Below are 25737 nucleotides of genomic sequence, written 5' to 3' on the forward strand. Positions count from 1 at the left end.
ACGGAGGTCAGGATGGACCTGAACGGGCTATGGAATACACTGACCCGGATGCTTTTCCGCAGCGCGGTGGACGCCGGCGTCGATTACGCCGCGCGCAAGGGCAAGCCCGAGGCCGAGATGACCCCGGAAGAGCGGCAGCAGGCGAAACAGGCGCGCGATCTTGCGGCACGGGCGCGGAAGTTCCAGAACATCGCGCGCCGGTTGTGGCGCTAGCGGCGCTGCGCGTCCGGCCCGGTCAACCCGACCGGAATTGCTTGGCGAGTTTCAGGCCCTGGCCCTGGTAGTTCGAGGCGATCCCCGCACCATAAAGCGTCTCGGGCCGTTCGGCCATGCGTTCATAGACCAGCCGGCCCACCACCTGCCCGTGTTCCAGGACGAAGGGCGCCTCGTGGCAGCGCACCTCCAGCACCCCGCGCGAGCCTGCGCCGCCCGCGGCGGCATGGCCGAAGCCGGGGTCGAAGAAGCCCGCATAATGCACCCGGAATTCGCCGACCATGGCGAGGTAGGGCGCCATCTCGGCGGCGTAGTCGGGCGGAATCGTCACCGCCTCGCGGCTGACGAGGATGTAGAAGGCGCCGGGGTCGAGGATGATGCGGCCGTCGGTCGTGTGCAGCTCTTCCCAGAAGTCCTGCGCCGGGTAATGGCCGATGCGGTCGAGATCGACGACCCCGGTATGCGGCTTGGCGCGGTAGCCGACCAGCGTGCCCTGCGCGGGCTTCAGATCGACGGAAAAGCCGAGGCCCTCGGAAATCACCGCCTCGCCCGTCACCAGCGGGTCGGCGGCGTGGAGCGCGGCAAGGTCCGCGTCCGACAGCACCGCCTGACCCTGGCGGAAGCGGATCTGGTTCAGCCGCTGGCCCTCGCGCACCAGGACCGAAAAGCTGCGCGGGCAGACCTCGGCATAGAGGGGGCCAGTGTAGCCCTCGGGGATGCGGTCGAATTCGCTGCCGCCATCGGTGATCGTGCGGGTCAGGAGGTCGAGACGGCCCGAAGAGCTTTTCGCATTGGCGACGGCGGTCACGCCGGGGGGCAGGGCCAGACGCTCGGTGAGCGGGATGACATAGACGCAGTTCTTTTCCAGCACCGCGCCATCGGCGAGGTTCACCCGGTGCATGGTGAATTCCTCCAGCCGGTCCTGCACCCGGCGGCCGTGGCCGGCGAGGAACGAGGCCCGCACCCGGTAGGCCACCGGGCCAAGCCGCAGGTCGAGGCTGGCGGGCTGGATCTGGTCGTCGCGGATCGCAGGGGCGGCGGACAGCGCGCCTTCGGCGATCAGCCGGCGCAAGGTCTGGGCGGGAAGCACACCGGATGTCATGTCGCCCTCCCGCAGGCCGGATGTGAAACCGCCCGCGCTGCCGGAAGGCAGGCGGGCGGGTTTTCGATGGTCGGGCCGGAGAGATTCGAACTCTCGACCTCCCGCCCCCCAGACGGACGCGCTAACCAGGCTGCGCTACGGCCCGACACGGGGGGATACATACCGGTATTCCGGGCCGGTGCAAGCGGGAAAGCGCATGAGGGGCTCAGTCGTTGCCACCTTCGGCACGGACGGCGAGCCGGTCGCGCAAGGCGCGCAGCCGCTGGGCGATGCCGGCGATCTCGGGCGTGCGGGGGCGCAGGGCGCCGGGCGGCAAGGCCCTGATCAGGCTGGCGAATGTCACGTCGTCGCGCCGGGTGGGCTTGCGCGGTGCGGCGGGTGCGGGGGGGGCTGCCGTGGCCGTGCCGAAGGCGGGCGGCGCGTCGAAGAGCGGCAGGCCGGTCTGCGCAGAGGTGGCCGGCCGGGCCGCTGCCGAACGGGGAGGCTCGGCCGTCCCTGCCGACGCCTCCGTGCTGTCGTCGATGTGGATGAAACCTGACTCGGGAACCGGGGCCGTCACCGGTGCGGGCGCGGGCGGAGCCGGAATCACCGCCAGATCGTCCAGCGTCACGCTGTCGTCGGTCAGCCCGGCGACCTGGCGCACGCCATGGTCGCGCAGGATCTTCTGCACGCCGCGAATCGTCAGACCCTCGTCGTGCAGAAGCCGCTTGATCCCGGTGAGCAGAGCCACGTCCGAGGGCCGGTAGTAGCGCCGCCCGCCCGCGCGCTTGACCGGCTTGATCTGCGGAAAGCGGCTTTCCCAGAAGCGCAGCACATGCGCGGGCGTGTCGAGCTGTTCGGCCACCTCGCTGATGGTGCGGAAGGCCTCGGGCGACTTGTCCAAGCCTCAGGCCCCTTTCAGCGCTTCTTTCCGGCCGCCACGCGGTCCTTCATGAGGTGCGAGGGGCGGAAGGTCAGGACGCGGCGGGGCGAGATCGGGACCTCCTCGCCGGTTTTCGGGTTGCGGCCGATCCGCGCGGTCTTGGAGCGGACCGAGAAGGTGCCGAAGGACGAGATCTTCACCGTCTCGCCCTTGGCCAGCGCGTCGGACATGTGCTGCAGCACGGATTCGACCAGCTGTGCGGATTCGTTGCGGCTGAGACCGACTTCGCGAAAGACGGCTTCGCTGAGGTCCATCCGGGTCAGTGTCTTCTCGCTCATCTCATCCCCCCACGTCTTTGTCGCATGAGGATGCGGCGGATGGATTTCCGAGTCAATATCAACCACTTGTGCCGCGTGCTTAAAGGCGCCTACCAGCGCAGCACCACCGAGCCCCAGGCGAGACCGCCGCCGATCGCCTCCATCACCAGCAGGTCGCCGGGCTTGATCTGGCCGCGTGCCTTGCCGACCGACAGCGCCAGCGGGATCGAGGCGGCCGAGGTGTTGCCGTGGTCCTGCACGGTGACGACGACCCGGTCCATCGGCACCTGCATGCGCTTGGCCGTGCCCTCGATGATGCGGATATTGGCCTGGTGCGGCACGATCCAGTCCACATCGGCGCTGGTCAGCCCGGCCCTGTCCAGCGCGGCATGGGCGGTTTCCGCCAGCTTTTCAATGGCATGGCGGAAGACTTCCTTGCCTTCCATCACCAGGTGCCCGGTGGTGCCGGTCGAGGTGCCGCCATCGACATAGAGGATGTCCCTGTAGCGCCCGTCCGAGTGCAGGTCGGTGGCCAGCACGCCGCGGTCGGCGGTTGTGCCGGTGCCCTCGCTGGCCTCGACCACGACCGCGCCCGCCCCGTCGCCGAACAGGACGCAGGTGCTGCGGTCCTGCCAGTTCATCAGGCGCGAGAAGGTCTCGGCCCCGATGACGAGAACGCAGGAGGCCTGGCCCGAGAGGATCAGCGCATTGGCATTGGCCATGGCATAGACGAACCCGGCGCAGACGGCCTGGATGTCGAAGGCGAAGCCGCGGGTGATCCCCAGCGCCGCCTGCACCATGGTGGCGACCGAGGGGAAGGTGAGGTCGGGGGTCGAGGTGGCGACGATGATCGCGTCCACCCGGTCGGCACTGATGCCGGCATCGGCCAGCGCGGCGGTCGCGGCGCGGGTTGCGAGGTCGCTGGTCATCTGGCCGTCGGCCGCGAAATGCCGCCGTTCGATCCCGGAGCGGGTGCGGATCCATTCGTCCGAGGTATCGACGATGGCTTCGAATTCGGCGTTGGGGACGACACGTTCGGGCAGGTAATGCCCGACGCCCCTGACTGCGGCGCGTATCGTCATTCGGTCGGATTGCCTCCGGTCGCTGGCCCCGCGGCGTCGCGGTCGGCCTCCTTGCGCGCGGCATCCTGCCCCGCGGCTTCGGCGGATGCAACCCGCGCGGCGAGCCGTTCGAGGAAACGCACCTGTGCCAGCTGGTAGGCCAATCCGATGGCGGCGGCGATGCCGGTGGCATCGGCGGAGCCGTGCGACTTGACCACGGTGCCGTTCAGGCCGAGGAAGACGCCCCCGTTCACCCGGCGCGGGTCGATGCGCATCTGGAGCCGCCGGAAGGCGCCCGAGGCGAGCACCGCGCCCAGCTTGGCCATCAGGGTCGAGGTCAGCGTCTGGCGCAGGAGGTCGCCCACCAGCCGCGCCGTGCCCTCGATCGCCTTCAGCGCCACGTTGCCGGTGAAGCCGTCGGTGACGATCACGTCCACCCGGTCGGACAGGATGTCGGTGCCCTCGACGAAACCGATGTAGCTGAAACTGCCGGCCTCGGCGCTGCGGGCGAGCAGCGCATGCGCCTCGTGCAGCTCGGCGCGGCCCTTGTGATCCTCGGTCCCGACATTCAGGAGGCCCACCCGCGGCTTGACGATGGCAAGGCCGTTGCGGGCATAGGAGGCGCCCATGAAGGCGTATTGCAGCAGGTCCGCCGGATCGGCCTTCACATCCGCCCCCATGTCCAGCATCACGTTCATCTTGCCGGGGGTGGGGGTAGGAAAGAGGCTGGCGATGGCCGGGCGGTTCAGGCCGGGCAGCTTGCGCAGCCGCAGCATCGACACCGCCATCAGCGCGCCGGTGTTGCCGCAGGAGACCGCCGCCGCCGCCTCGCCGTCCTTCACCGCGTCGATGGTGGCGAACATCGAGGTGCCCTGGCCGTGGCGCATGACCTGGGCGGGCTTGTCCTCCATCTTCACCACGCGCTCGGCATGGCGGATGGTCACCCGGCCGGCAAGGCCGGGATGCCTGGCCACGAGCGGGCGCAGCGTCGTCTCGTCGCCGTGGAGGATCGCGTCGAGGCGGGGAAAGCTTCTGACGGAATCGGCAAGGCCGGCAACGACGGCTGCCGGCCCGCGATCGCCACCCATGGCGTCAACTGAAATGACGACGCGCTCGGTGGCCGGGGCAGACGCAGACTCGGGTCCGAGTGCCATCGGGTCAGGCGCGCGATGCGCGGCTTACGCCGCGTCTTCGTCCAGATCGACTTCCCGCGCCATCGAGACGACTTCGCGCGAATCGTAGTGGCCGCAGGCGCTGCACACATGGTGCGGACGCTTCAGCTCGCCGCAATTCGGGCATTCGTTCGGGTTGGCGGCAACCAGGGCGTCATGCGCACGGCGCATGTTGCGGCGGGAACGGGTGGTGCGGTTCTGCGGAACAGCCATGTCTCAACCTCGGGTAGTGGGGACATGCGCCCCGGATTTCCTTTGCGCATCAGCACCATCCGGCCGGATTCGGCAACAGGAAGCAGATGCTGCTGCGCAGCTTGAACGAGGCGCGGAACATACTCGGATTTCGGGGCGGCGCAAGCCCCTTTTCGCAGCCCCGCGGCAACGGTTGCGCGGGGGGCGGCTCAACCTTCCTCCGGCCCCGGGTCGCCCCCCGTCCGGTCCCTCGCCGCAAGCTTCGCGGCCAGGTCCTGAAGGCCCGCGAAGGGCCTCAGGTCCGCATCCGACAGGGGCGTCACGCCGTCTGCGGCGTGGAGCGTCTGGCCGAATTCGGCGCCCGGCGCCCGGGGATAGAGCGGCAGGGCGAGGGCCAGCGCCTCGGCTGCGATCTCGGCAAGGTCGATCACTTCGGGCATCGGCTCGGTCGTGTCGTCCTCGGGCATCTCGACCTCGTCGCCCTCGGGCGTCGAAAGGCCCGCCACATAGCGGCGGCGGACGGGTTCGTCGATGACGGAGGGGACCGGGGCCAGCGTCACGACGCAGGCCTGCTCGGCGCGGGCAGTCAGGCGCGCCTCGAGCACCAGTTCGTCGCGGCCCGCGGGGCGGATCTCGCCCACGAGTTCCAGCGCGTGCAGCGCCAGCAGGTCGAGATCCGCGGCCAGCGCCGCCCGGGCCGGGGCATCGGGCAGAAAGCGGAACCGGGTCGGCTTGCGCGGGCTGAGGCCGCCGGTACGGAACCGGACGGGGGAGGTGGGGGCGGGATCGGACATCGCGGGGCCTTTCCGGCTGGGCGGCACCTTCACGGGTGCGGCGTTCCATTCTTGAACTCGGGGCACTTAGTCTGTTATCCCGAAGGCCAAGGGTTTTGAAGAACCCGCGTCGGGCGCCGGCGTCGCAATGGGCATGAGGGCAGGGATGGCAGATTTCCGGTTGGCGCGGTCGGTCCTTGCGGCCTGCCAGCTTGTGCGCAGGCAGGGGCTGGTGCTGGTGCTCTCCGCGGTGGTGGCGGCCTGCTCGCCGGTATATCGCAATCACGGCTATGTGCCCTCCGAGGAGGATCTTGCGCAGGTCGAGATCGGCAAGGACACGCGCGAGACCCTGGGCCAGAAGATCGGCCGCCCCTCGACCTCGGGCCTGCTGAACGATGTCGGCTGGTTCTATGTGCAGAGCCGCTTCAAGACGGTCGGCCCGCGCGAGCCGCAGGAGATCGACCGCCAGGTGGTGGCGGTGACCTTCTCGGACAAGGGGGTAGTGGAGAACATTGCCCGCTACGGGCTGGAGGACGGCCGCGTCGTGGAACTGTCGCGCCGCGTGACCCAGCCGAACGTGAAGGGCCTGTCCTTCATCCAGCAGCTTCTGGGCAGCTTCGGCCGGATCCAGGCGAGCGACGTGCTGACCCGGTAGGGCGGCGGTCGCGGTACTCAGTCCGCCGGGTCGAAGGTCAGCGCCACGCCGTTGATGCAGTAGCGCAGGCCCGTGGGGGCGGGGCCGTCCGGGAAGACGTGGCCGAGATGCGCGTCGCAGCGGTTGCAGTGCACCTCGGTCCGGCGCATGAACCAGCTGCGGTCTTCCTGTTCGCCCACCATCTCGGGGTCGATGGGGGCGTAGAAGCTGGGCCAGCCGGTGCCGCTGTCGAACTTGGTCGCCTGGTCGAACAGCGGCGCGCCGCAGCAGACGCAGCGGAAGGTGCCGGGGGTCTTCGGGAAATCGTCATGGGTGAAGGCGCGTTCGGTGGCATGCTTGCGCGTCACCCTGTAGGCGAGGTCGGAAAGCTGGGCCTGCCATTCGGCGTCGGTCTTGACGATCTTGTCCATGCGGGTCTCCTTTGTCCGATCCATGTAGTCCGCCAGGGGCCGGGAGAAAAGTCATGGAGCCGATCCGGAAAGGCAAGTTGATCGCGCGGCTGGCCGGGGGGCGGGCCGACATGGCGCGGGTCATGGCCTTCCGGTCCGCCGCCTTTCCGCGCGTCTCGGGCCGGGAGGAGGACGCGCAGGATGCGCTGTCGGCGCATGTCGTCGTCGAAGGCGAGGGCGGGATGCTCGCCTATTTCCGGGTGATGCTGTTCGGCTGGGGGGCGGGGCTGGCGCAGGGCTATACGGCGCGGTTCTACGATGTGGGGCCGCTGTCGGGCTATGCGCGGCCGATCGCCGAGATGGGGCGGTTCTGCGTCAGGCCGGGGGGCGTGCATCCCGACGTGCTGCGGCTGGCCTGGGGGGCGATGACGCGGATCGTGGACGAGGGGCAGGCGGGGCTGCTGGTCGGGTGCACCTCGTTCCGGGGGGCGGACTGGACGCGGCACCGCGCGGGGCTGGCGCTGCTGGCGGCCGAGTTCGTGGGGCCGGCGGAGCATCGGCCGGGGCGGAAGGCGGCCGAGGTGGTGGCGCTGGCCGAGGCCGGGCCGGTCGGCGAGCGGAGGGCGGCGCTGGCGGGGCTGCCGCCCCTCTTGCGGACATATCTTGGGATGGGGGGCTGGGTCTCGGATCACGCGGTCGCGGACCGGGAGCTTGATACGCTCCACGTCTTCACCTGCGTCGAAGTGGACCGGGTTCCGGAGGCTCGGGCGGCAAGCCTGCGGGCGGTGGCGGGCTAGCTGTCCACGGTGGACAGGAGTGTGGGGAAAACGATTTCAATGGGTTGCGCGTGGGTGTTCACCCGGCGTTAACCGTTGCGCCGGCCGATCAGTTGCCGCCGAGCCGCGCCTTGACCTCGGCGCCGATCGCATAGGCCTCGGCCTCGACTGCCTCATGGTCGCGGACATAGGCCTGAGCAAAGCCTATCAGGCCCCAGCGGCGCACCTGTTCGACGTGCTTCACCTCGTGCGCCCAGAGGGCGATGTCGGTCTCGGCTTCCTTCGGGTCGGCGAAGACGATGGTGTCGATCAGGGTCACGGCATTGGCCTCGCCATAGCGGATGGCGAGGGATTGCAGGGTCGAATCCTCGGCGATGCCGACGCGGTATTCGATGCTGTCGAGGAGGTCGGCCGGATACCAGGCGAGGAGCGCCTGGCGGATGTGGGGCGGCATGGGGATGGTGCCTGCCTGCCACGCCGCGTCGCGCGACAGGACGAGGGCATTGGCCAGCGCCGCGGCGGCCATGTCGAGGCCGGTTTCGAGCGCCGCCCTGCCGGTTGCATCCAAGGGAAAGGTCAGGCCCTGCGCCTGGGCGGCGGGGGCGAGGAGGAGGGAGAGGACGAGGGCGAGGCGGGCCGGCATGGGTCGAGGGTGCCAAGCCCTGCTGCCGGGCGCAACCGGGGCGGACGCGCGGTGCCGCAAAGGTGAAGGCCGGCGCCGGTCGGGGCGGCAGTCAGAAGGAGCAAGTGCCGCGCGAAGCCGCTTTGTCTCGCGGTCTTGCGTCGGGGACGCAAGACCGCTCGGGCGTGCCTCCGGCGGGGATATTTGCGGACAGATGAAAGGGCCGGAGCACTGCCCGGTGGGGCGGGCAGTCCCCTTGCCTTACGCGCGGCCGCGACGTCCGCCGCGGCGCCCCCCGGCGGCCTGGGAGGCGGCGGCGGAGGCCTCGGCGAAGGTCATGCCGCCCTCGACGGCTTCCAGCACCTTGGCGAAGCGGATCCATTCGCCTCCGTTCGGGTCGTGGTTCATCAGGAAGTTGGCGGCGCGGATCGCCTCCATCTCCTGCTGGCGGACGGGGTTCATGATCGCCGAGGTCATGCCCGCGCCGATCGCCATGGGCAGGAAGGCGCCGTTGATGCCGTGGCGGTGCGGCAGGCCGAAGGAGATGTTCGAGGCGCCGCAGGTGGTGTTGACGCCCAGTTCCTCGCGCAGGCGGCGGACGAGGGTGAAGACCTGCTGGCCCGCGCTGGCCATCGCGCCCACCGGCATCACCAGCGGATCGACCACGATGTCATGCGCGGGGATGCCGTGGTCGGCGGCGCGCTGGACGATCTTCTTCGCCACGGCGAAGCGGACATCGGGGTCGGGCGAGATGCCGGTGTCGTCGTTCGAGATGGCGACGACGGGGACGTTGTATTTCTTGACGAGCGGCAGGACGAGTTCGAGGCGTTCCTCCTCGCCCGTGACCGAGTTCAGGAGCGGGCGGCCTTCGCAGGCCATGAGACCCGCCTCGAGCGCGCCGGGGACCGAGCTGTCGATGCAGAGCGGCACGTCGGTGACGCCCTGGACCACCTCGATCAGCTGCTTCATCAGCGGCGGTTCGACGAAGTTGTTGTCGGCGTAGCGCGGATCCTCGGCCATCTTGTTGGTGAAGACGGCGCCCGAGTTGATGTCGAGGACGGTCGCGCCGCAGGCGACCTGTTCGAGGGCGTCCTTGATGACGGTCTCGAAATTGCCGGCCTCAAGCTCGGCGGCCAGCTTCTTGCGGCCCGTGGGGTTGATGCGTTCGCCGATCACGCAGAAGGGTTCATCGAAACCGATGACGACGGTTTTCGTTTTGGATTCAACGATGGTGCGGGTCATTCTTGAGCCTTTGTATCAAGCGGTGGCGGAGGCGGGCACGCCCGAGGCGCCGCCGTGTTCGGTGACCCAGGTGGCATTGGTCTTGATGCCGCCGAGGGGGAAGAAGTGGACCTGCTCGATCCCGAAATCCGGGTTCGCGGCCTTGTGGGCGGCGAGGTCGTTCAGGATCTCGGTCGGCTCGTAGGGCAGGAGCAGCTTGGTCACATCCATCGCGCGTTTCTGCAACACGCGCAAGCTTGGGCCGACGCCGCAGGCGATGGCGAACTTGATGAGCGTTTGCAGCTTGGCGGGACCGGCGATGCCGATGTGGACCGGCAGCTTGATGCCCTCGGCCTGCATACGGTTGACCCAGTCGATCACGGGTTGCGCCTCGAAGCAGAACTGGGTGACCATCGCCATCTTGGCATCGGTGCGTTCCGCGAAGGCGGACTTCCAGCGGGCAGCTTCCATGACCATGCGGTCCGAGCCGTCGGGATCGATGTCCTTGTTCCCCTCGGGATGGCCTGCGACATGGAGACGCTCGAACCCGGTAAAGGCCCCGGAGTCAAGGAGTTCCATCGAATTGCTGAAGTCGCCGACCTGGGCCGCCGGGTTGCCGGCGAGGATCAGGCCCTGCTTGACGCCCGCATCCTTGTAGCGGGCGACCCAGTCGAACAGCGTCGCCTTGTCCTTGATGATGCGCGCGGGGAAATGCGGCATCGGCTCGTAGCCCTCGCGCTTGAGGCGTGCGGCGGTGGCGACCATGTCCTCGATCGGCGTCTCGATATGGGCGATGTAGACCCGCGTGCCGGTGGGCAGGATGTCGCGGAAGCTTTCCACCTTCTCGGCGGTGCGGGGCATGACCTCGATGGAGTAGCCCTTGAGGAAGGCTTCGAGCGCGTTGCCGGCGGGGGCGGCAGCATCTTCCTTGCGGCGGAAATTGAACAGGGCCATGACGGTCTCCTTGATGGTCGGGGGCAGGGTCATCTGCTTCAGGCCTTGGCCCAGCCTTCGGCGTCGATCAGGGTCTTGATGCGGGCGGTGTCGTATTCGGCTTCAAGCCTGGCGGCATAGTCGGCGGCGATCGCTTCGGGCTCGCCCTCGAGGTCGGCGACGACGGCCTTGCGCCATTCGGCGAGGTAGCTGTCGGTGTCGCGTGCACCGACCTTCATGGCGCAGCGGTCGATGGCCTGTTCGAAGCGCTCCGACAGCTGCACCTTCGACCCGCGCCGGCCCTTGCCGACGATGACCTGGGCCGGGATATCGCGCCAGTAGACGATGGTGACTTCGGCCATGATGCGATGATTCCTCCCGCGGTGTTGACCCTGTTGATACTTGCCGTTCCCCGACAGCCGGTGTCGGTTTTCGACATGGCGGAGGCGGGATGCGACCCGGCCAGGCGAAGGTATTCCCTGGAGTAGGGCTTGTCCAACAGGCCGTGCCACGGAAGCGCCCGGGAACCGCGCGTGACGGGCGCAGGACGGGCGCAGGACGGGCGCCGCGCGGCCCATTCAGCGGGAAATCACGATGAGGCGGCTGGCCGGACAGTCACCAGCGGACGGATAGCCCGGCCTGCATCCTGTCGAGCTCCACCTTCGTGCTGCCGGTGGGAAGGTAGTCCGGAAGCGGAAGGGTTCCGAGGTCGACGTGATCGTAGCGGACGGTCAGGCTCACGCCATCGCCGAGCTGCCTTTCCGCCCCGATGCCGATGGTCCAGCCGGACAGGCTTGTATCCGCATAGGTGAGCAGGCCGAAAAGGTTCGTGGCAACCACCGTTCCGCGGGCCCGGCCGGCGTCGGCGAAAAGGAGGAACTTTCCGGCATCGAGGCCAAGCCGTGCGGACAGCGTGACAACATCGCCGACTTCCGTCGTGCAGTCGGCGCAGTTGATGAAGTCCGCATCCTGCGGATAGGCGAGGTGCGCCGTCGGCGCGTAGGACAGGTGCGCCCCATAGGTCAGGCGGCCGCTCTGCCAGTCATGGCCGATGCTGAATACCGGGGTCAGGTTGCGCCAGCCGTCGGGCACGAGTTCGAGGCCGCTAGACTCTTCCCGCCAGGCGTTCCCGCCGCGCGGTGCGGCAACCAGGAAACTGAACTTCGTTCCGCTCCAGCCCGTCAGCCCCGACGATGCGTCGGGCGCCAGCGCAGAAGGAGCTTCAGCCTGCAAGCTGCCACCAGAGCAGCAGGCAAGGGCAACTGCAAGGATACAGCTGGATCGATGGGTCATGTCTGCCTCGACTTTTTCCTTCAGGGTGCGGCCGGGGCATCACCTGCGTCAACTTCGACGCGGTCTTCGGCCAGATGTCGGGCCGAAGGTCTGGCAGAACTGCCACAATGACGCAGGTGCGATGCATGCTTGCAAGGGTGGGGGAAGGCGACTACCTTCAGGCCAACCACAGATGGAGGGCGGTCATGACGCCCGAGCGTCCCCGTAGGGCGGACGCGACTGAAGCGCAGGTCGAGACGCCGACGGTCGTTTCCCGCGCTGACGAGCCGTCAGCCCTATACCGGCCCGGGGCCGCGCCGCTCTACGCGGCGCTGGACCTCGGGACAAACAGTTGCCGGATGCTGATTGCCCAGCCCCAGGGCAGTCAGTTCGCGGTCGTGGACAGCTTCTCGAAGTCGGTGCAGCTTGGCGTCGGGCTGGAGGCGTCCGGCCGGCTGTCGCGTGCCTCGATGGGGCGGACGATCCAGGCCTTGCGGATCTGCGAGAAGAAGATCGAGAAGCATGGCGTGCGCCGCATGCGGCTGGTGGCGACCGAGGCCTGCCGCCGGGCCCGCAACGCCCGCGACTTCATCCGCCAGGTGCGGCGCGAGACGGGCCTCGCGCTGGAAATCATCGCGCCGGAGGAAGAGGCGCGGCTGGCGGTGATTTCCTGCGCGCCGCTGGTCAACCCCTCGACCGAACAGTTGCTGGTCGTGGACATCGGCGGGGGGTCCACGGAACTGGTGTGGATCGACCTGAGCTCGGTGCCGCCCGCCGACCGTCCGCGGGCGATCATGCGGCTGCACATGGGCTTCAACGCGCAAGGAGAAGGGGCAGTGGCGCGGGTGGTGGACTGGATCAGCGTGCCGCTCGGGGTGGCAACGCTGAAGGACCAGTTCGGCGATGTCGACGACGATGCCGCGCGCTTCGCGCTGATGAGCTGGTTCTTCGAGGAGAACCTGGCCAGCTTCAGCCCCTACAACTCCGAGAACCCGCGCGAGGGGTTCCAGATCATCGGCACCTCGGGCACCGTGACCACGGTCGCGGCAAGTTTCCTGAACCTCAAGCGCTATGACCGGACCAAGGTGGACGGGTTGCAGATGACCTCGGACCAGATCGACCTCGTCATCCGGGAATACCTGGCGCTGGGGCCGGAGGGGCGGCGGACGGATCCCCGCATCGGGCGCGACCGCCACGCGCTGATCATGTCGGGCGCGGCGATCCTGCAGGCGCTGATGCGGATCTGGCCCACCGACCGCTTGTCGGTGGCAGACCGGGGGCTTAGGGAGGGGCTTCTCTACGCGCAGATGAGCGCGGACGGTGTCTTGGAGGACGGGCCCTACACATGAGCGAGAAACCGACCTCGGGAAAGCCGACCTCCGGTCGCGGCCAGCGTGAGCTGCGGGTGCGGGTCAAGACCGCCAAGGGACGCAAGCTGTCCTCGACCCTGTGGCTGGAGCGGCAGCTGAACGACCCCTACGTCCAGCGCGCCAAGCGCGAGGGCTACCGGGGCCGGGCCGCCTACAAGATCATCGAGCTGGACGACAAGTACGGATTCCTGAAGCCCGGGGCGCGGGTGGTGGACCTGGGCTGCGCGCCCGGCGGCTGGTGCCAGGTGGCGGTGGCGCGGGTGAATGCCCTCGGCCAGAACCCGAGGAAGCCGCGGGGCACGGTGCTGGGAGTGGATCTTCAGGAGGTCGAGCCGATCTCGGGCGCCGAGATCCATCAGCTGGATTTCCTGGCCGACGGCGCGGACGAAAAGGTGAAGGGCTGGCTTGGCGGTCGCGCCGATGTGGTGATGTCGGACATGGCCGCAGCGGCCAGCGGGCACAAGGCCACGGACCATTTGCGGATCGTGGCTCTGGTCGAGGCGGCGCTGGCCTTCGCCTTCGACGTGCTGGAAGACGGCGGGACCTTCGTCGCCAAGGTGCTTGCGGGCGGGGCCGAGAACGAGATGCAGGCGATGCTGAAGCGCAACTTCCGCAAGGTGGCGAACGTCAAGCCTCCGGCCAGCCGGTCCGACAGTTCCGAGAAGTTCGTGGTGGCGATGGGCTACCGCGGCCGCGAGATCGCGGAAGGGGCGGGGGCGGCGTAGCAGGCATGGCCCGAGCGCGCTTCTCGTGCGTCTTTGGCTGCTCGTCGCGGGGGCGAGCAGCGGTCGCAGACCGCCGACGGGCAGTTCGAGAAAATGCAAACGGGAAAGGCGCCCGAAGGCGCCTGCTTCGCGGTATCGGCGGATGTCAGCCGCCCCAGCTGCGGACCGGGCCGCAATCCATGTGGACGAAGTTCGAGCGCGAATACTTTCCGACCCCGCCCGAGGCGCAGGCAGCGGCCGCCCTGGCCATTTGCGCCACCGAGCGCGATTGCAGCCGCAGGTCGGCCGCCTTGCCTACCATGTGCAGCGAGTTCTTCGCCACGCCGCGCGAACGCGAGCGCAGCATCGCGTTCGTCTTGGGCGAACGATAGCCCGACAGCAGCATGTAGGGTTCCGACACGTCCATCAGCCGGTGCGAGGCGGCCATGATGTCGATGGTGCGCATGTCGATCTTGACGACCTCGTCGGTCCGCCAGTCGCGCATGAAGTGATTGATTTCCTTGACGACCTCGGGGATGTACTCGCCCTCGATCCAGTAGATCGTGTCGATGCTTTCGCCGGTGCGGCCCGAGTACATGCGGATCCTGCGGATGTCGCCGGCGCCCTTGAGAAGGCCGAAGGCATTGGTATAGGTCGGCGCCGCCACCAGAGCCGTCGCCGCGAACGCACCAAGAAGGCCGCGCCGAGAGACGCTGTTGAGCTTGATGTCCGTCATTCTAACGTCTGTCCCCGTACTGTCTTCGACTGCCGTTACGCAGCTCTCGTGCCACTTCTTCCCCAAGTGCAGCGACGTTATCGCACAAGTCGAATCGAAGCCCAAGTGCCGATTGTTCCGATGGGGGCAAGCACAACCTCAATCGGCAAATTTCTGCTTAACGTGTGCAAAATATGGCCGGTGTGATGGAACTGCATCGCTTTCGCTGCGGACTGGAGCCGCGTGCGACACAATCCTGCGGCCAGACGGGCCGGCGCGCGCTTTGTGAATGGACAAGCCCTGCGGTTCCGGGGAACATGGGCGCAAGGCTCAAGTCTTTGAGAACGAGGATAGAATGCCCTTCCTTTCCCTGCACAGGCCCGCCCGCCGCTTCTGGCTTGTGCCTCTTGCCCTTGTCCTTTCCCAGAGCCTCTCCCCGGTCGGCGCCGCCCAGACCGCCGCCTTCACGCAGTCGCTGGCCGCCACCGCCTCGTCCGACGAGGTTGTGGCCGAATGGTATCGGGAAACCGGCTACCGGACGCTGTGGACCGGTCCGGCCGACGCTGGCCGGAGAGCGGCCTTCCTGACGGCTATCCAGGCTGCGCAGGATCACGGCCTGCCAGTTTCCCGTTACGACGCGGCCGCCCTCATGGCCCGCCTGCGCGCGGCCGAGACGGAAGGCGATCGCGGCCGGATCGAGGTGGAGATGACGCAGGCCTACCTGGCCTGGGCGCGCGACCTGACCTCCGGAGCGCTGGACCCGAAACAGGTGGACGCCGGCATCCTGCGCGAAATCGACCGGATCGATCCCAAGATCCTGCTGACGCGGATCGCCAACGGCAACCCCGAGGCTGTCCTGAAGTGGCTGGAGCCGAAATCGCCGGTCTATCTGCAACTGATGAAGGCCAAGCTGGGGCTGGAGGCGCAGATCGCCGCGGGCGGCTGGGGCGAGACGGTGCCGGGCAAGCTTCTGGGGCCGGGGGACAGCGGGCCGGGCGTGGTCGCGCTGCGCGACCGGCTGGTGCGGATGGGCTTTCTCGCCCCGACTTCGGTCGCAAGTTACGACCGCAGCCTGCAGGCGGCGGTCAGCGCCTTCCAGATGGCCCATGGCCTTACGCCGGACGGGGTGGCCAATGCCGCCACGCTGGAGGAGATAAATCAACCGCCCGAAGCACGGCTGAAATCGGTGATCGTCGCGATGGAGCGCGAGCGGTGGATGCATATCGATCGCGACACCAAGCACGTCTGGGTGAACCTGCCCGACTTCCGCGCCAGGATCATCGACGGCGGCAAGACCATCTTCGAGACCCGCGTCGTGATCGGCAAGAACGTCCCCGACCAGCGCAGCCCCGAGTTCTCGGACGAGATGGAGCACATGGTCATCAACCCGTCCTGGGGGGTGCCGCGGTCGATCATCGTGAAGGAATACCTGCCGCTGTTGCAGCGCAACCCGAACGCCGTCAGCCACCTGCAGGTGATCGACGGCCGCGGCCGCGTCGTGCCGCGCGGGTCGGTGAACTTTGCCGCCTATTCCGGCAAGACCTTTCCCTTCGGCCTGCGCCAGCCGCCCTCGGACGGGAACGCCCTGGGGAAGGTGAAGTTCATGTTCCCCAACCCCTACAACATCTACCTGCACGACACGCCGTCGAAGTCGCTCTTCGACCACGAGGTCCGCGCCTACAGCCACGGCTGCATCCGGGTGGCCGATCCCTTCGACCTGGCACACGAGCTTCTGTCGTGGCAGACCGACGATGCCGAGGCAGAGTTCGAGGCGGCGCTCAAGACCGGCAACGAGACGGTGGTCAAGCTGAAGCAGCACCTTCCGGTTCATCTGGTCTATTTCACCGCCTATCCCGACGCGAAGGGCAGGATGACCTATCGCCGGGATGTCTATGGGCGGGATGCGGCGCTGTGGGAGGCGTTGCGGGCGGCCGGGGTGGAACTGGCCGGCGTTCAGGGATAGACCTTGCGCTGAAAAGCCGGGGGAACCATGGGCCACACGATCCGTGACATCGCAGCCGCGCTTGGCGCCGAGGCGGAGGGCGCGCTTGACCTGACCGTGCGCGGCGCGGCCGAGCCAGCGGCGGCGGGGCCGGACCAGCTCGCGCTCGCGATGGACCCGCGCTACGGCGAGGGTATCGCCAAGGGCCGGGCGCAGGCGGCAGTGGTCTGGCCGGGCGCGGACTGGCGGGCCATGGGGCTGAAGGCCGCGATCTTCGCGCCGCGCGGACGGCTGGCCATGGCGGGCCTGACCCGGCTGATGGACCCCGGTCCGGCGATTGCGCCGGGGGTGCATCCGATGGCGCTGGTCGATCCGACGGCAGAACTGGGCGAGGGCGCCGCGATCGGCCCCTTCGTGGTGATCGGCGCGGGCGTGGCGATCGGGCCGCGCGCGCGCATCGCGAGCCATGTCTCCATCGCCGAGGGCGCGCGGATCGGGGCCGATGCGCTGATCCTGCAGGGTGCGCGGATCGGCGCACGGGTCAGCATCGGCGACCGCTTCATCTGCCAGCCCGGCGCGGTGATCGGCGCGGACGGGTTCAGCTTCGTCACGCCCGAGAAATCCGGCGTCGAAGAGATCCGCGAGACGCTGGGCAGCCGCGCCGAAATCCGCGAGCAGAGCTGGACGCGCATCCATTCGCTGGGCGCCGTCACCATCGGCGACGATGTCGAGATCGGCGCCAATGTCTGCATCGACCGGGGCACGATCCGCGATACGCAGGTCGGGTCGGGCACCAAGCTGGATAACCTCGTCCACATCGGCCACAACGTGCAGGTGGGCCGCGACTGCCTTCTGTGCGGGCAAGTCGGCATCGCAGGGTCGGCCCGGATCGGCGACCGGGTGGTGATGGGCGGGCAGTGCGGCGTCAACGACAACATCTTCGTCGGCGACGACGTGATCTGCGGCGGCGCCACCAAGATCTTCACCAATGCGCCGGCAGGCCGGGTGCTCTTGGGCTATCCGGCGGTGAAGATGGAAACCCATGTCGAGATCCAGAAGGCCCTGCGCCGGCTGCCGCGCCTTGCCGCGCGCGTGGCGGCGCTGGAGCGGGGCGGCCCCGGCGACACGGGGGCGGAGCAGCCATGACACGGGCGGAGATCGAGGCGGCGGTGATCGAGATCCTGGCGCGGCAACTGCTGCTGCCCGTTTCCGAGATCGCGCCGGATGCGGGCATCGAGGCGCTGGGGCTGGACAGCCTGGGCAAGGCCGAGGCGATCTTCGCGCTGGAGGAACGCTTTGACATCAGCGTGCCCTTCAACGCGAACGAACCCGACCAGCCGGATTTCGACTTCTCGACCGTGGACCGCATCGTCCGGGGCGTCGAGGAGCTGATCGCCCGGAAGGCGGGATGAGGCGCGTCGTCGTCACCGGCCTTGGCACGGTGAACGCGCTGGCCCATGACGTTCCGGGCACCTTTGCCGCCTTCCGCGAGGCGCGTTGCGGGATCGAGCCGCTGACGTTCCGCGAGGCCGAGCGGCTGACCATGCGCATCGGGGCCGAGGTCCGCGACTGGCGGCCCGAGGACCGTTTCCCGGCGAAGGACCTGCCGCTGCTCGACCCGGTCACTCAATTTGCGCTGGCCGCAGGCGCCGAGGCGGTGGCGATGGCGGGGTTGACCGGCGATCTGGGGCCGCGCGGCGGGGTGATCCTCGGCACGGCCGGGGGTGGCATACGGACCTGGGAGGACAGCTATCGCGCCGTCCATGCCGAGGGGAAGACCCGAGTTTCGCCGCTGGTGGTGCCGCGGCTGATGCACAACGCGCCCGCCTCGCACCTGTCGATCCGCCACGGGCTGACCGGGCCGGTGCTTGCGGTGTCCTCGGCCTGCGCCAGCGCCAATCACGCGCTGGGGCTGGCCATGCAACTGATCCGCGCCGGCGCGGCGGAGGTGATGCTGGCCGGCGGAAGTGAGGCAATGCTGTGTTTTGGCGGGGTCAAGGCCTGGGAAGGCCTGCGGGTCCTGGCGCCGGACGCCTGCCGCCCGTTCAGCAGGGGGCGCAAAGGGCTGGTCATCGGCGACGGGGCCGGGGTGCTGGTGCTGGAGGCCGAGGACCACGCGCGGGCACGCGGGGCGCGGGTCCTGGCGGAACTGGCGGGGTTCGGGATGACGGCGGACGCGGCCGACATCGTGGCGCCTGGCGGCGATGGGGCCGTCCGCGCGATGCGGGCGGCGCTGGCGGATGCGGGGCTCGAGCCGCGGGACATCGGCTACATCAACGCGCATGGCACCGGCACGCTGGCCAATGACCGCGCGGAGAGTGCGGCGATCCTCGAGGTGTTCGGACGGCAGGCGCCGCCGGTCTCCTCGACCAAGGCGATGCATGGCCACGCGATCGGCGCGACCGGGGCCCTGGAGGCGATCGCCTGCGTCCAGGCCCTGATCGAGGACCGACTGCCGCCGACGCTCGGGTTCCTCGGGCCCGACCCGGAATGTCCGCTGGACATCATTGCCGGCAGGGCGCGCCAGGTGAGGGTGCAGGCGATCCTGTCCAACGCCTTTGCCTTCGGCGGCCTCAACGCGGTTCTGGCCTTCCGCCGGGCGGAATGACAACGGCCGGCCCGAGGGCCGGCCGCCGCCGATTGCTTGCCTCCGGGTCTCAGGGGCTGGGAGCCGGAGCCGGAGCCGCCGCGCCCGCTGCCTTCGCGGCCTCGTCCGCGGCATCGTTGGCGGCGGCGACAGCGTCATAGCCGGCGGTGAAGCCCTTGAGCGAGATGGTCAGTTCCACCTTCTCGTCCGGAGCGACGAAGGGGACGATGGTGATCTTGGCATTCGCGCCCTTCTTCATCTGGGCGACCTCTTCGGCGGTAAAGCCGATCCGGGCGACGCAGCCGATCTGGGTGCAGAAGGTGAAGGGATAGGCCTTGGGCTTGCCTGCGTCGATCTGCAGCAACATGCCGGCGGTCAGCAGCGTTTCCAGCGGCGCGATGAAGGTCGCACCGGCGACGGCCGGGCCCTCCGAGCCCTTCGGCAGGTTGAACATCGTGAACTCGGCCACCGAGTTGCCGTCCTTGTCCTTCAGGAGAAGGTACAGCTGGCAGGGGTCCTTGCCGGTTTCGCTGCGGACGCAACGCTGTTCCCAGGCCTCGAAGGTGGCCGCGGAATAGGTGCTGCCCGGTCCGTCGGCAGCGCCCACTTCCTGGCCGAGGGACAGGTTGTCGGCGGTCGGGGCGTCCGCCGCAACGGTGCCTTCGCCTGCCGCCGGGGCTTCGGTGGTCTGCGCGGAAAGCGGGGCCGCCGCGAGGGCAAGCATGAGGGCGAACGCAATGCTCGTGGTCTTTGCCATCTTCGACATTTCCTTTGGTCGATCGATTTTCAGCGCGGTCTCTAACATGGCGGCCAAGCCGAGTCAGGTGCGAAAAGCATGCCCCGGCGGGGTTCTGCGCGATCCGGCAGAGAAAATGGAAAAGGGCCGGAAAGACCGGCCCTTTTCGTATCTGTTTTTGCTCCCTGTCGGACTGGCCGACTTCATGGATAGGGACGCTACGGCGGAAAATCCGGCCCGTCAACGGGTTCTTTTGCGGAACAGGCCAGAAAAAAAACCGCGCCTTTTCAAGGGCGCGGCCAGTCGACAGGGAGGAAGTCACCGCCGGACCGGGACAGTGCCCCAGGTCCGGCGAGTTGAGTCTGGCAGAATGAAGTTAACAATGTATGTTTGGCCCGACGGGCGAGGTGGGCCCGGTCAGGTGGGCGGTTCAACCAGAGGTTGCAAGAGGCGATGGTGACGGATCAGGCGAGCGGAATGGACAGCATCTTCCTGGGCGGCGGCGGCGAGAACTACAGCCTGCCGCAGCGCCTGCTGCTGAAATACGGCAACCGTCACGGGCTGATCGCGGGCGCCACCGGGACCGGCAAGACCGTCACGCTCCAGGTCCTGGCCGAGGGCTTTTCGGCGGCGGGTGTTCCGGTCTTCATGGCGGATGTGAAGGGCGATCTGGCCGGACTCGCGGCTTCGGGTTCTGCCGAGGGCAAGCTGCATGAGCCCTTCATGAAGCGCGCGGCGCAGATCGGTCTGGATCTGCACTACCGCAGCTTTCCGGTGATCTTCTGGGATCTGTTCGGCGAAAAGGGCCATCCGGTGCGCGCGACCGTGGCCGAGATGGGGCCGCTCTTGCTGTCGCGCCTGCTGGAGCTGACCGAACCGCAGGAAGGCGTGTTGAACGTTGCCTTCCGGCTTTCGGACGAAGAGGAACTGCCGCTTCTGGATCTGAAGGATCTGCAGGCGCTTCTGACCTTCGTGGCCGAGAACGCGCAGGCGATCTCGGCGCGCTATGGTCTGGTCTCGAAGGACTCTGTCGGGGCGATCCAGCGGCGGCTGCTGGTGCTCGAGAACGAGGGCGGCGCGGGGCTGTTCGGCGAGCCGGCGCTGGACCTCGCCGACCTGATGACGGTGGACGCCTCGGGGGCGGGGCGGATCAGCATCCTGGCGGCCGACCGGCTGATGCATTCGCCCAGGCTCTACGCGACCTTCCTGTTGTGGCTGCTGTCCGAACTGTTCGAGGCCCTGCCCGAGGTGGGCGACCCGGACAAGCCGAAGCTGGTGTTCTTCTTCGACGAGGCGCATCTTCTGTTCACCGACGCCCCCAAGGCGCTGATTTCAAAGGTGGAACAGGTCGCCCGGCTGATCCGGTCGAAGGGCGTCGGGGTCTATTTCATCACCCAGAATCCGGCGGACGTGCCGGACAACATCCTCGGCCAGCTGGGCAACCGGGTGCAGCACGCGCTGCGCGCCTTCACCGCCAAGGACCAGAAGGATCTGGCCAAGGCGGCCGAGACCTACCGGCCGAACCCGCGCTTCAAGATCGACGAGGCGATCCGCGATGTCGGCACCGGCGAGGCGGTGACCTCCCTGCTGGAGGCCAAGGGCATTCCCGGCATCGCCGAGCGCACCCTGATCCGCCCGCCGTCCAGCCAGCTGGGGCCGATCGACGACGCGGCCCGCGCGGCGGTGATGGCGGCCTCGCCGGTCCGGGGCAAGTATGACCAGCCGCTCGACCGGGAAAGCGCCTTCGAGAAGCTGCGCGCCCGGGCCGAGTCCGCGGCGCGCGAGGCGGCCGAGCTGGAGGCGCGTCAGGCCGAGGAAAGGCGCGAGTTCGAGCGCGCCCGGCGCTATGACGGGCAGGGCTATGCCGATCCCAAGCCGCGGTCGACGAAAACCTCCAGCCGGTCGGATTCGGTGGGCGAGGCCTTTGCCAAGAGTTTTGCGCGTCAGCTGGGCACCAAGTCCGGTCAGGCCCTTGTGCGGGGAATCCTGGGGTCGATCTTCGGACGCAAGTGACGAACAGGCGTTGAGCCGGGGTCCGCAATCGTTATAGTCGCCCGAAATCGGGAGGACGAACGATGAAACGGTCTCGCATCAACGACATCATGCGCGCGGCGGACGATCTGATCCGCCGCCATGGCTTTGTGCTGCCACCCTTCGCCAACTGGTCTCCCGAGGAGTTCAAGGCGCGCAAGGACGCGGGGGCGATCATCGAGGCCCGCTGCGGCTGGGACATCACCGATTACGGTCAGGGCCGGTTCGACGAGATGGGCCTGTTCCTGTTCACGCTGCGCAACGGCCGCCTGGCCGACCTGAAGCGCGGCGGGGGCATGTGCTATGCCGAGAAACTGCTGATCAGCCGGCAGGACCAGCTGTCGCCGATGCACACCCATGTCATCAAGGCCGAGGACATCATCAACCGCGGCGGGGCGACGCTGGTGGTCGAGCTCTACGGCAGCGACGACCAGGGCAACTTTGCCTGGGACCGGGGGGGCGTGGTCCGCTGCGACGGGATCGAGCGGGTCTACAAGCCTGGCGAAAAGCTGAAGTTCGCGCCCGGCGAAAGCGTGACGCTGATGCCGGGCGACTGGCACGCCTTCTGGGGCGAGGGGGGCGACGTGCTGATCGGCGAGGTCTCGACCGTGAACGACGACCTGACCGACAACATCTTCCGCGAGCCGATCGGTCGCTTTGCCGAGATCGAGGAGGACGAGGCGCCCTGGCACCTTCTGGTCAGCGACTACGACCGCTGGCTGAAATGAGAAAAGGGGGGCGCGAGGCGCCCCCCTTGTCATCCCGATCCGCCCTGAGTGTCAGTTGCCGTCCGTCGCCGGCGGGCAGAGGCCATTGACCAGCGGGCGCGGGCAGGTCGCCGCCGGGGTGGCGGGGGGCGCCGCAGGGGGTGTCGCCGCCGGGGTCGCGGCGGCTCCGCCGGCGATGCTGGGCGGCGGCAGGACCGTCAGCGCAGGGATCGCGCCGGCAGGAATGGCGGGTGCAGCGGGTTTCTTCGCCACCGCGGGTTTCGCGGCAACCTTCGGGGCCGGCGGCTTGGGAATGTAGAGACCCTTCGGCATCTCTCCGTTCGCCGTCAGCACGATCACCTTCTCGCCCCCCTTCACGCGGGCGTAGAGGTCGAGCACATCCTGGTTGATCATGCGGATGCAGCCCGACGAGGCGTTGCGCCCGATCGACTGCCATTCCGGTGTGCCATGGATGCGGTAGCCGTAGTCGCGCCCGCCCGAGGTCAGGTAGATCGCGCGCGCGCCGAGCGGGTTGGTGGGGCCGCCGGGCTGGCCGACCTCGTCGAACTTGGCCAGTTCGGGCCGGCGGGCGATCATCTCCTTCGGCGGGATCCAGCGCGGCCAGGGCTTCTTGTCGGCGACGATCGCCTCGCCCGACCATTCGAAGCCGGCCTTGCCGACCGCGATCCCGTAGCGGATCGCCTTGCCGTTGCCGAGGACGTAATAGAGCAGCTTCGTCTTGGGGTTGATGATGATCGTGCCGGGCGCCTGGTCCGTCTTGTAGGCGACGACCTGGCGACGATGCGTCTCGGGGATCTTCTCGACGGGAAGCGCGGGGATCTCGATGCCAGAGTCCATGGTGGCGACATAGACATTCTCGTCCGCCTTGGGCAACGGCTGGGTGCCGGCGGTCGGACCCGCGGCAGGGTCGACGCAGGCAGCCATGACCAGAAGGGACAGGACGGCGGGGGCCAGGGCAGCACGGCGAAGGGCAAGGCGCGAAGTCATGGGCATGAACCGATCCATAGGCAATTTCCCGCCGACCAGATGTCGCCGGCGTCGTGGCGTCAACGCTAGACGAGCGTTTTTCACAGGTCAAACCGGGCCCATGCCGTAATCCGATCACGGCGGCGTGAAAATTGCTGATTTTTCCCGCATAGTTGCCGAGTCGCCGCAGATTCGGACGCGCCTTCCGCGGCCCGGCTCACAAGGCGGTTCGCAGCGACCAGAGCTCGGGGAAAAGCTGCACCGCCAGCATCCGCCGCAGGTAGGCCACCCCCGAGGTGCCACCGGTGCCGCGCTTGATGCCGATGACCCGCTCGACCGTGGTCAGATGGTTGAAGCGCCAACGGCGGAAGTAGTCCTCGAAATCGACCAGCTTCTCGGCCAGCTCGTAGGCCTGCCAGTGCCGGGCCGGATCGCGGTAGACCGCCTCCCACACTGCCTCGACGCCCGCGTGCGGGGTCCAGGGCTGGCGCAGGTCGCGGGTCAGCACCTCGGCCGGGACAGGGTGGCCCGCGCGGGCGAGATGGCGCAGCGCCTCGTCGTAAAGCGTCGGGCGGGCAAGCTCGGCCTCGAGCCGGGCGGTCAGGTCGGGGCGGTGGGCATGGGGGCGCAGCATGGCGAGGTTGCGGTTGCCCACCGCATATTCGATCAGCCGGTACTGCCAGGACTGGAAGCCCGAGGACTGGCCGAGGCTTGCGCGGAAGGTGGTGTAATCCGAGGGCGTCATGGTGCGCAGCACGTCCCAGGCGGAGTTCAGCTGCTCGAAGATCCGCGCCACGCGGGCCAGCATCTTGAAGGCTTCCTGAACGCGATCCGCCGCGATCATGGCCCGCGCGGCGTCCAGCTCGTGCAGGGCGAGGCGCATCCAGAGTTCCGAGGTCTGATGCTGGATGATGAACAGCATCTCGTCATGCGCGTCCGACAGCGGATGCTGCGCAGAAAGGATGCGGTCGATCTGCAGGTAGTCGCCATAGGACATGCGGCCGTCGAAGGCCATCTGGGCGCCATCCTCGGCGGGGTTGAAGGGGCAGGTGGTCATCTCGGTCTCCGCTGTGAAAAGAATTTTCAGGCCTGGAGAGCGCGCTTTCTGTTCAGGATCGACAGCGTTCCCATCCGGCGCCAGAGCGCGATCCAGCCGGCGGGGCGGCAGACGGGGGGAAGGATCAGTTGCCGCATGGCAGGCCCAGGGCGCGGCAGGTGGCGGGGGACATCCGACGCTCGGGATCGGCGGGGTCGGCCACGCCCATGTCGCCGGCCCAGCTGAGCACGGCCCAGCTCATGCCCGCGGCCTCTGCGGCGCGGCGCTTGTCGGCAAGGAAGGCGTGATACCAGTCCATCGGCTGGGTCACGCCGCCCGCGGTGTGCAGCGCGCCGAACTCGCCCATGAAAATGCGGTCGCGCGGGATGCCATGGCGATCGGCCCAGTCGGCGGCAACCGAGATTTCATGGATCGCGTCGCTGTCGGCGGTCCGGGCATAAGCCTCGACCTCCTGCGTGATGGCCTGAAGGTCGGCCTGGCCCTCGGCCTCGGCCATGCGGGCGGCGGACTCCTCGATCACCCGTCGGGCGATCTCGGGCGTCATCAGCGAGGGCGGATAGGGCAGGTCGCGGAGATAGCGCACCGGCGGCCCGGTCCAGACCGCGCCCTGGTGGCTGTAGGCGAAGGGGGTATAGCTGTGGAAGGTCCACAGGACATTGTCGTCGGCGATCAGACCGGGGTCGAGGCTGGCCAGCGCATTGGCCTGGCCCCAGCAGGCGCCGGTCAGGATGATGGTGAGGTCAGGCGCCGCGGCGCGGGCAGCGGCGTGAAGCCTCGCCTGCATTGCGGGCCAGAGCGCAGGGGCATTGGAATAGACCGCCGCACAATCCAGCGTCGGTTCGTTCAGAAGTTCCAGTGCCACGCGGTCCTGCGGCAGATCGGAGAGCCGCGCGGCGATGCGGCCCACCAGCGCGACGTAGTCCGGGAAATGGCTGCGCAAGATGCTGTTCATGCCGCCGACCTCATCGCCCCGTTGCAGGGGGTGGAGATCGAGGATCACCTTCAGGTCGGCATCCAGCCCCATCTGCACCGCCGCGATCATGCCGTCGATCAGCCGGTCCTGTTCCGCCCCCGGACCGGCAGCCAGGGCGGGTCCGGGGTCGGTGGGCATGCGGATGAAATCGAACCCCTGTTCGGAAAGCGCCGCGAGCATCTCCGGGGTGACGTTGCGCCGCCAGTCGGGAAAGACCGCCAGCGCCTCGGGATCGGCCCGAAGCTCGGCGATCGAGCCCCAGTTGTTCCAGAGGTCGCCGTTGAGTCCGCGCTTCAGCGAGACGGGCTCCGCCCCCGCGAGGCCTGCAATCATCGTCAGGGCAAGGGCGAGGGGCAGGCGCATCGCAT

General features: G+C 68.4%; 29 protein-coding genes and 1 tRNA gene. 11 read left to right on the top strand and 19 right to left on the bottom strand.

Going from position 1 to position 25737, the window contains the following annotated elements:
* The first annotated feature begins 12 nt into the window (after positions 1–12).
* Positions 13–213, top strand: a complete 201-nt coding sequence (locus tag FL625_RS00590; protein ID WP_149586696.1) for a hypothetical protein — start codon at positions 13–15, stop codon at positions 211–213.
* 22 nt (positions 214–235) lie between these two features.
* On the opposite strand, the gene FL625_RS00595 is transcribed toward FL625_RS00590, so the two are convergent.
* From FL625_RS00595 to FL625_RS00630, 8 genes are all read right to left on the bottom strand, one after another.
* Positions 236–1315 (bottom strand): 2'-deoxycytidine 5'-triphosphate deaminase, encoded by a 1080-nt coding sequence (locus tag FL625_RS00595; RefSeq protein ID WP_149586697.1) that lies wholly within the window; start codon positions 1313–1315, stop codon positions 236–238.
* Positions 1316–1382: 67 nt separating this feature from the next.
* Positions 1383–1460 (bottom strand) — tRNA-Pro (locus FL625_RS00600).
* A 60-nt stretch (positions 1461–1520) separates the two neighbouring features.
* Positions 1521–2198 carry a MerR family transcriptional regulator gene (locus tag FL625_RS00605; RefSeq protein ID WP_149586698.1) on the bottom strand — a complete coding sequence of 226 codons (678 nt, stop codon included), beginning with the start codon at positions 2196–2198 and terminating at the stop codon, positions 1521–1523.
* Positions 2199–2212: 14 nt separating this feature from the next.
* A complete protein-coding gene (gene ihfA / locus FL625_RS00610) occupies positions 2213–2515 on the bottom strand; it encodes an integration host factor subunit alpha (protein WP_149586699.1) in 303 nt (100 codons plus the stop codon).
* Between the two features lie 89 nt (positions 2516–2604).
* On the bottom strand, positions 2605–3576 hold the full coding sequence (locus FL625_RS00615) for a beta-ketoacyl-ACP synthase III (protein ID WP_149586700.1): 972 nt from the start codon (positions 3574–3576) through the stop codon (positions 2605–2607).
* Positions 3573–4709: a phosphate acyltransferase PlsX gene (gene plsX / locus FL625_RS00620; protein ID WP_149586701.1), complete on the bottom strand. Its 1137-nt coding sequence runs from the start codon at positions 4707–4709 to the stop codon at positions 3573–3575. The genes FL625_RS00615 and plsX overlap by 4 nt, the downstream gene beginning before the upstream one ends.
* Positions 4710–4733: 24 nt before the next feature.
* Positions 4734–4940 carry a 50S ribosomal protein L32 gene (rpmF, locus tag FL625_RS00625; RefSeq protein WP_149586702.1) on the bottom strand — a complete coding sequence of 69 codons (207 nt, stop codon included), beginning with the start codon at positions 4938–4940 and terminating at the stop codon, positions 4734–4736.
* Positions 4941–5128: 188 nt separating this feature from the next.
* Positions 5129–5713, bottom strand: coding sequence for a YceD family protein (locus tag FL625_RS00630; protein ID WP_149586703.1), 585 nt, complete (start codon positions 5711–5713; stop codon positions 5129–5131).
* Positions 5714–5858: 145 nt separating this feature from the next.
* Between FL625_RS00630 and FL625_RS00635 the strand changes: the two genes are divergently transcribed.
* Positions 5859–6347: an outer membrane protein assembly factor BamE gene (locus tag FL625_RS00635; RefSeq protein ID WP_149586704.1), complete on the top strand. Its 489-nt coding sequence runs from the start codon at positions 5859–5861 to the stop codon at positions 6345–6347.
* Between the two features lie 17 nt (positions 6348–6364).
* Here FL625_RS00635 and msrB read toward each other — a convergent pair whose 3' ends face one another.
* Positions 6365–6757 carry a peptide-methionine (R)-S-oxide reductase MsrB gene (msrB, locus tag FL625_RS00640; protein ID WP_149586705.1) on the bottom strand — a complete coding sequence of 131 codons (393 nt, stop codon included), beginning with the start codon at positions 6755–6757 and terminating at the stop codon, positions 6365–6367.
* Positions 6758–6810: 53 nt separating this feature from the next.
* Between msrB and FL625_RS00645 the strand changes: the two genes are divergently transcribed.
* A complete protein-coding gene (locus tag FL625_RS00645) occupies positions 6811–7533 on the top strand; it encodes a GNAT family N-acyltransferase (RefSeq protein WP_149586706.1) in 723 nt (240 codons plus the stop codon).
* An 88-nt stretch (positions 7534–7621) separates the two neighbouring features.
* On the opposite strand, the gene FL625_RS00650 is transcribed toward FL625_RS00645, so the two are convergent.
* The 5 genes from FL625_RS00650 to FL625_RS00670 all read right to left on the bottom strand — a co-directional run bounded on the left by FL625_RS00650 (position 7622) and on the right by FL625_RS00670 (position 11521).
* On the bottom strand, positions 7622–8155 hold the full coding sequence (locus tag FL625_RS00650; RefSeq protein ID WP_149586707.1) for an eCIS core domain-containing protein: 534 nt from the start codon (positions 8153–8155) through the stop codon (positions 7622–7624).
* A gap of 240 nt (positions 8156–8395) precedes the next feature.
* Positions 8396–9376: a methyltetrahydrofolate cobalamin methyltransferase gene (locus FL625_RS00655; RefSeq protein WP_149586708.1), complete on the bottom strand. Its 981-nt coding sequence runs from the start codon at positions 9374–9376 to the stop codon at positions 8396–8398.
* 15 nt (positions 9377–9391) lie between these two features.
* Positions 9392–10309 (bottom strand): methylenetetrahydrofolate reductase, encoded by a 918-nt coding sequence (locus tag FL625_RS00660; RefSeq protein ID WP_149587133.1) that lies wholly within the window; start codon positions 10307–10309, stop codon positions 9392–9394.
* Positions 10310–10347: 38 nt separating this feature from the next.
* Positions 10348–10650: a virulence factor gene (locus FL625_RS00665; RefSeq protein WP_149586709.1), complete on the bottom strand. Its 303-nt coding sequence runs from the start codon at positions 10648–10650 to the stop codon at positions 10348–10350.
* Between the two features lie 253 nt (positions 10651–10903).
* Positions 10904–11521, bottom strand: coding sequence for an outer membrane protein (locus FL625_RS00670; protein ID WP_160147705.1), 618 nt, complete (start codon positions 11519–11521; stop codon positions 10904–10906).
* A gap of 245 nt (positions 11522–11766) precedes the next feature.
* Between FL625_RS00670 and FL625_RS00675 the strand changes: the two genes are divergently transcribed.
* On the top strand, positions 11767–12909 hold the full coding sequence (locus FL625_RS00675; protein ID WP_149586711.1) for a Ppx/GppA phosphatase family protein: 1143 nt from the start codon (positions 11767–11769) through the stop codon (positions 12907–12909).
* On the top strand, positions 12906–13655 hold the full coding sequence (locus FL625_RS00680) for an RlmE family RNA methyltransferase (RefSeq protein ID WP_149586712.1): 750 nt from the start codon (positions 12906–12908) through the stop codon (positions 13653–13655). The genes FL625_RS00675 and FL625_RS00680 overlap by 4 nt, the downstream gene beginning before the upstream one ends.
* A 145-nt stretch (positions 13656–13800) precedes the next feature.
* Here FL625_RS00680 and mepK read toward each other — a convergent pair whose 3' ends face one another.
* Positions 13801–14370 carry a peptidoglycan L,D-endopeptidase MepK gene (gene mepK, locus FL625_RS00685; protein WP_149586713.1) on the bottom strand — a complete coding sequence of 190 codons (570 nt, stop codon included), beginning with the start codon at positions 14368–14370 and terminating at the stop codon, positions 13801–13803.
* A gap of 334 nt (positions 14371–14704) precedes the next feature.
* On the opposite strand from mepK, the gene FL625_RS00690 reads away from it, so the two are divergent.
* Genes FL625_RS00690 through FL625_RS00705 form a run of 4 tightly spaced genes read left to right on the top strand, consistent with a single transcriptional unit; the run spans position 14705 to position 18899 of the window.
* Positions 14705–16312 carry a L,D-transpeptidase family protein gene (locus FL625_RS00690; protein ID WP_149586714.1) on the top strand — a complete coding sequence of 536 codons (1608 nt, stop codon included), beginning with the start codon at positions 14705–14707 and terminating at the stop codon, positions 16310–16312.
* 27 nt (positions 16313–16339) lie between these two features.
* Positions 16340–17437, top strand: a complete 1098-nt coding sequence (locus tag FL625_RS00695) for a UDP-3-O-(3-hydroxymyristoyl)glucosamine N-acyltransferase (protein WP_149586715.1) — start codon at positions 16340–16342, stop codon at positions 17435–17437.
* Complete coding sequence (locus FL625_RS00700; RefSeq protein ID WP_149586716.1) at positions 17434–17703, top strand: acyl carrier protein; 270 nt, start codon at positions 17434–17436, stop codon at positions 17701–17703. Before FL625_RS00695 ends, FL625_RS00700 begins: the two co-directional genes overlap by 4 nt.
* Positions 17700–18899, top strand: coding sequence for a beta-ketoacyl-[acyl-carrier-protein] synthase family protein (locus FL625_RS00705; RefSeq protein ID WP_149586717.1), 1200 nt, complete (start codon positions 17700–17702; stop codon positions 18897–18899). Before FL625_RS00700 ends, FL625_RS00705 begins: the two co-directional genes overlap by 4 nt.
* Before the next feature lie 49 nt (positions 18900–18948).
* Here FL625_RS00705 and FL625_RS00710 read toward each other — a convergent pair whose 3' ends face one another.
* Positions 18949–19644, bottom strand: a complete 696-nt coding sequence (locus tag FL625_RS00710; RefSeq protein ID WP_149586718.1) for an invasion associated locus B family protein — start codon at positions 19642–19644, stop codon at positions 18949–18951.
* 447 nt (positions 19645–20091) lie between these two features.
* Here FL625_RS00710 and FL625_RS00715 point away from each other — a divergent pair, with 447 nt between their 5' ends.
* Together FL625_RS00715 and FL625_RS00720 are read left to right on the top strand one after the other, a co-directional pair.
* Complete coding sequence (locus FL625_RS00715) at positions 20092–21627, top strand: helicase HerA-like domain-containing protein (RefSeq protein ID WP_149586719.1); 1536 nt, start codon at positions 20092–20094, stop codon at positions 21625–21627.
* Positions 21628–21689: 62 nt separating this feature from the next.
* A complete protein-coding gene (locus FL625_RS00720) occupies positions 21690–22373 on the top strand; it encodes a D-lyxose/D-mannose family sugar isomerase (protein ID WP_149586720.1) in 684 nt (227 codons plus the stop codon).
* A gap of 51 nt (positions 22374–22424) precedes the next feature.
* On the opposite strand, the gene FL625_RS00725 is transcribed toward FL625_RS00720, so the two are convergent.
* From FL625_RS00725 to FL625_RS00735, 3 genes are all read right to left on the bottom strand, one after another.
* Positions 22425–23366: a L,D-transpeptidase gene (locus FL625_RS00725; RefSeq protein ID WP_235019269.1), complete on the bottom strand. Its 942-nt coding sequence runs from the start codon at positions 23364–23366 to the stop codon at positions 22425–22427.
* Between the two features lie 190 nt (positions 23367–23556).
* The gene (kynA, locus tag FL625_RS00730) at positions 23557–24396 is read right to left on the bottom strand and encodes a tryptophan 2,3-dioxygenase (RefSeq protein ID WP_149586721.1); all 840 of its coding nucleotides are present in this window, start codon (positions 24394–24396) and stop codon (positions 23557–23559) included.
* A 124-nt stretch (positions 24397–24520) separates the two neighbouring features.
* Positions 24521–25732: a cellulase family glycosylhydrolase gene (locus FL625_RS00735; protein WP_149586722.1), complete on the bottom strand. Its 1212-nt coding sequence runs from the start codon at positions 25730–25732 to the stop codon at positions 24521–24523.
* Positions 25733–25737 lie beyond the last annotated feature (5 nt).

Source organism: Tabrizicola flagellatus, from assembly GCF_008271465.1.
Lineage (GTDB): Bacteria > Pseudomonadota > Alphaproteobacteria > Rhodobacterales > Rhodobacteraceae > Tabrizicola > Tabrizicola flagellata.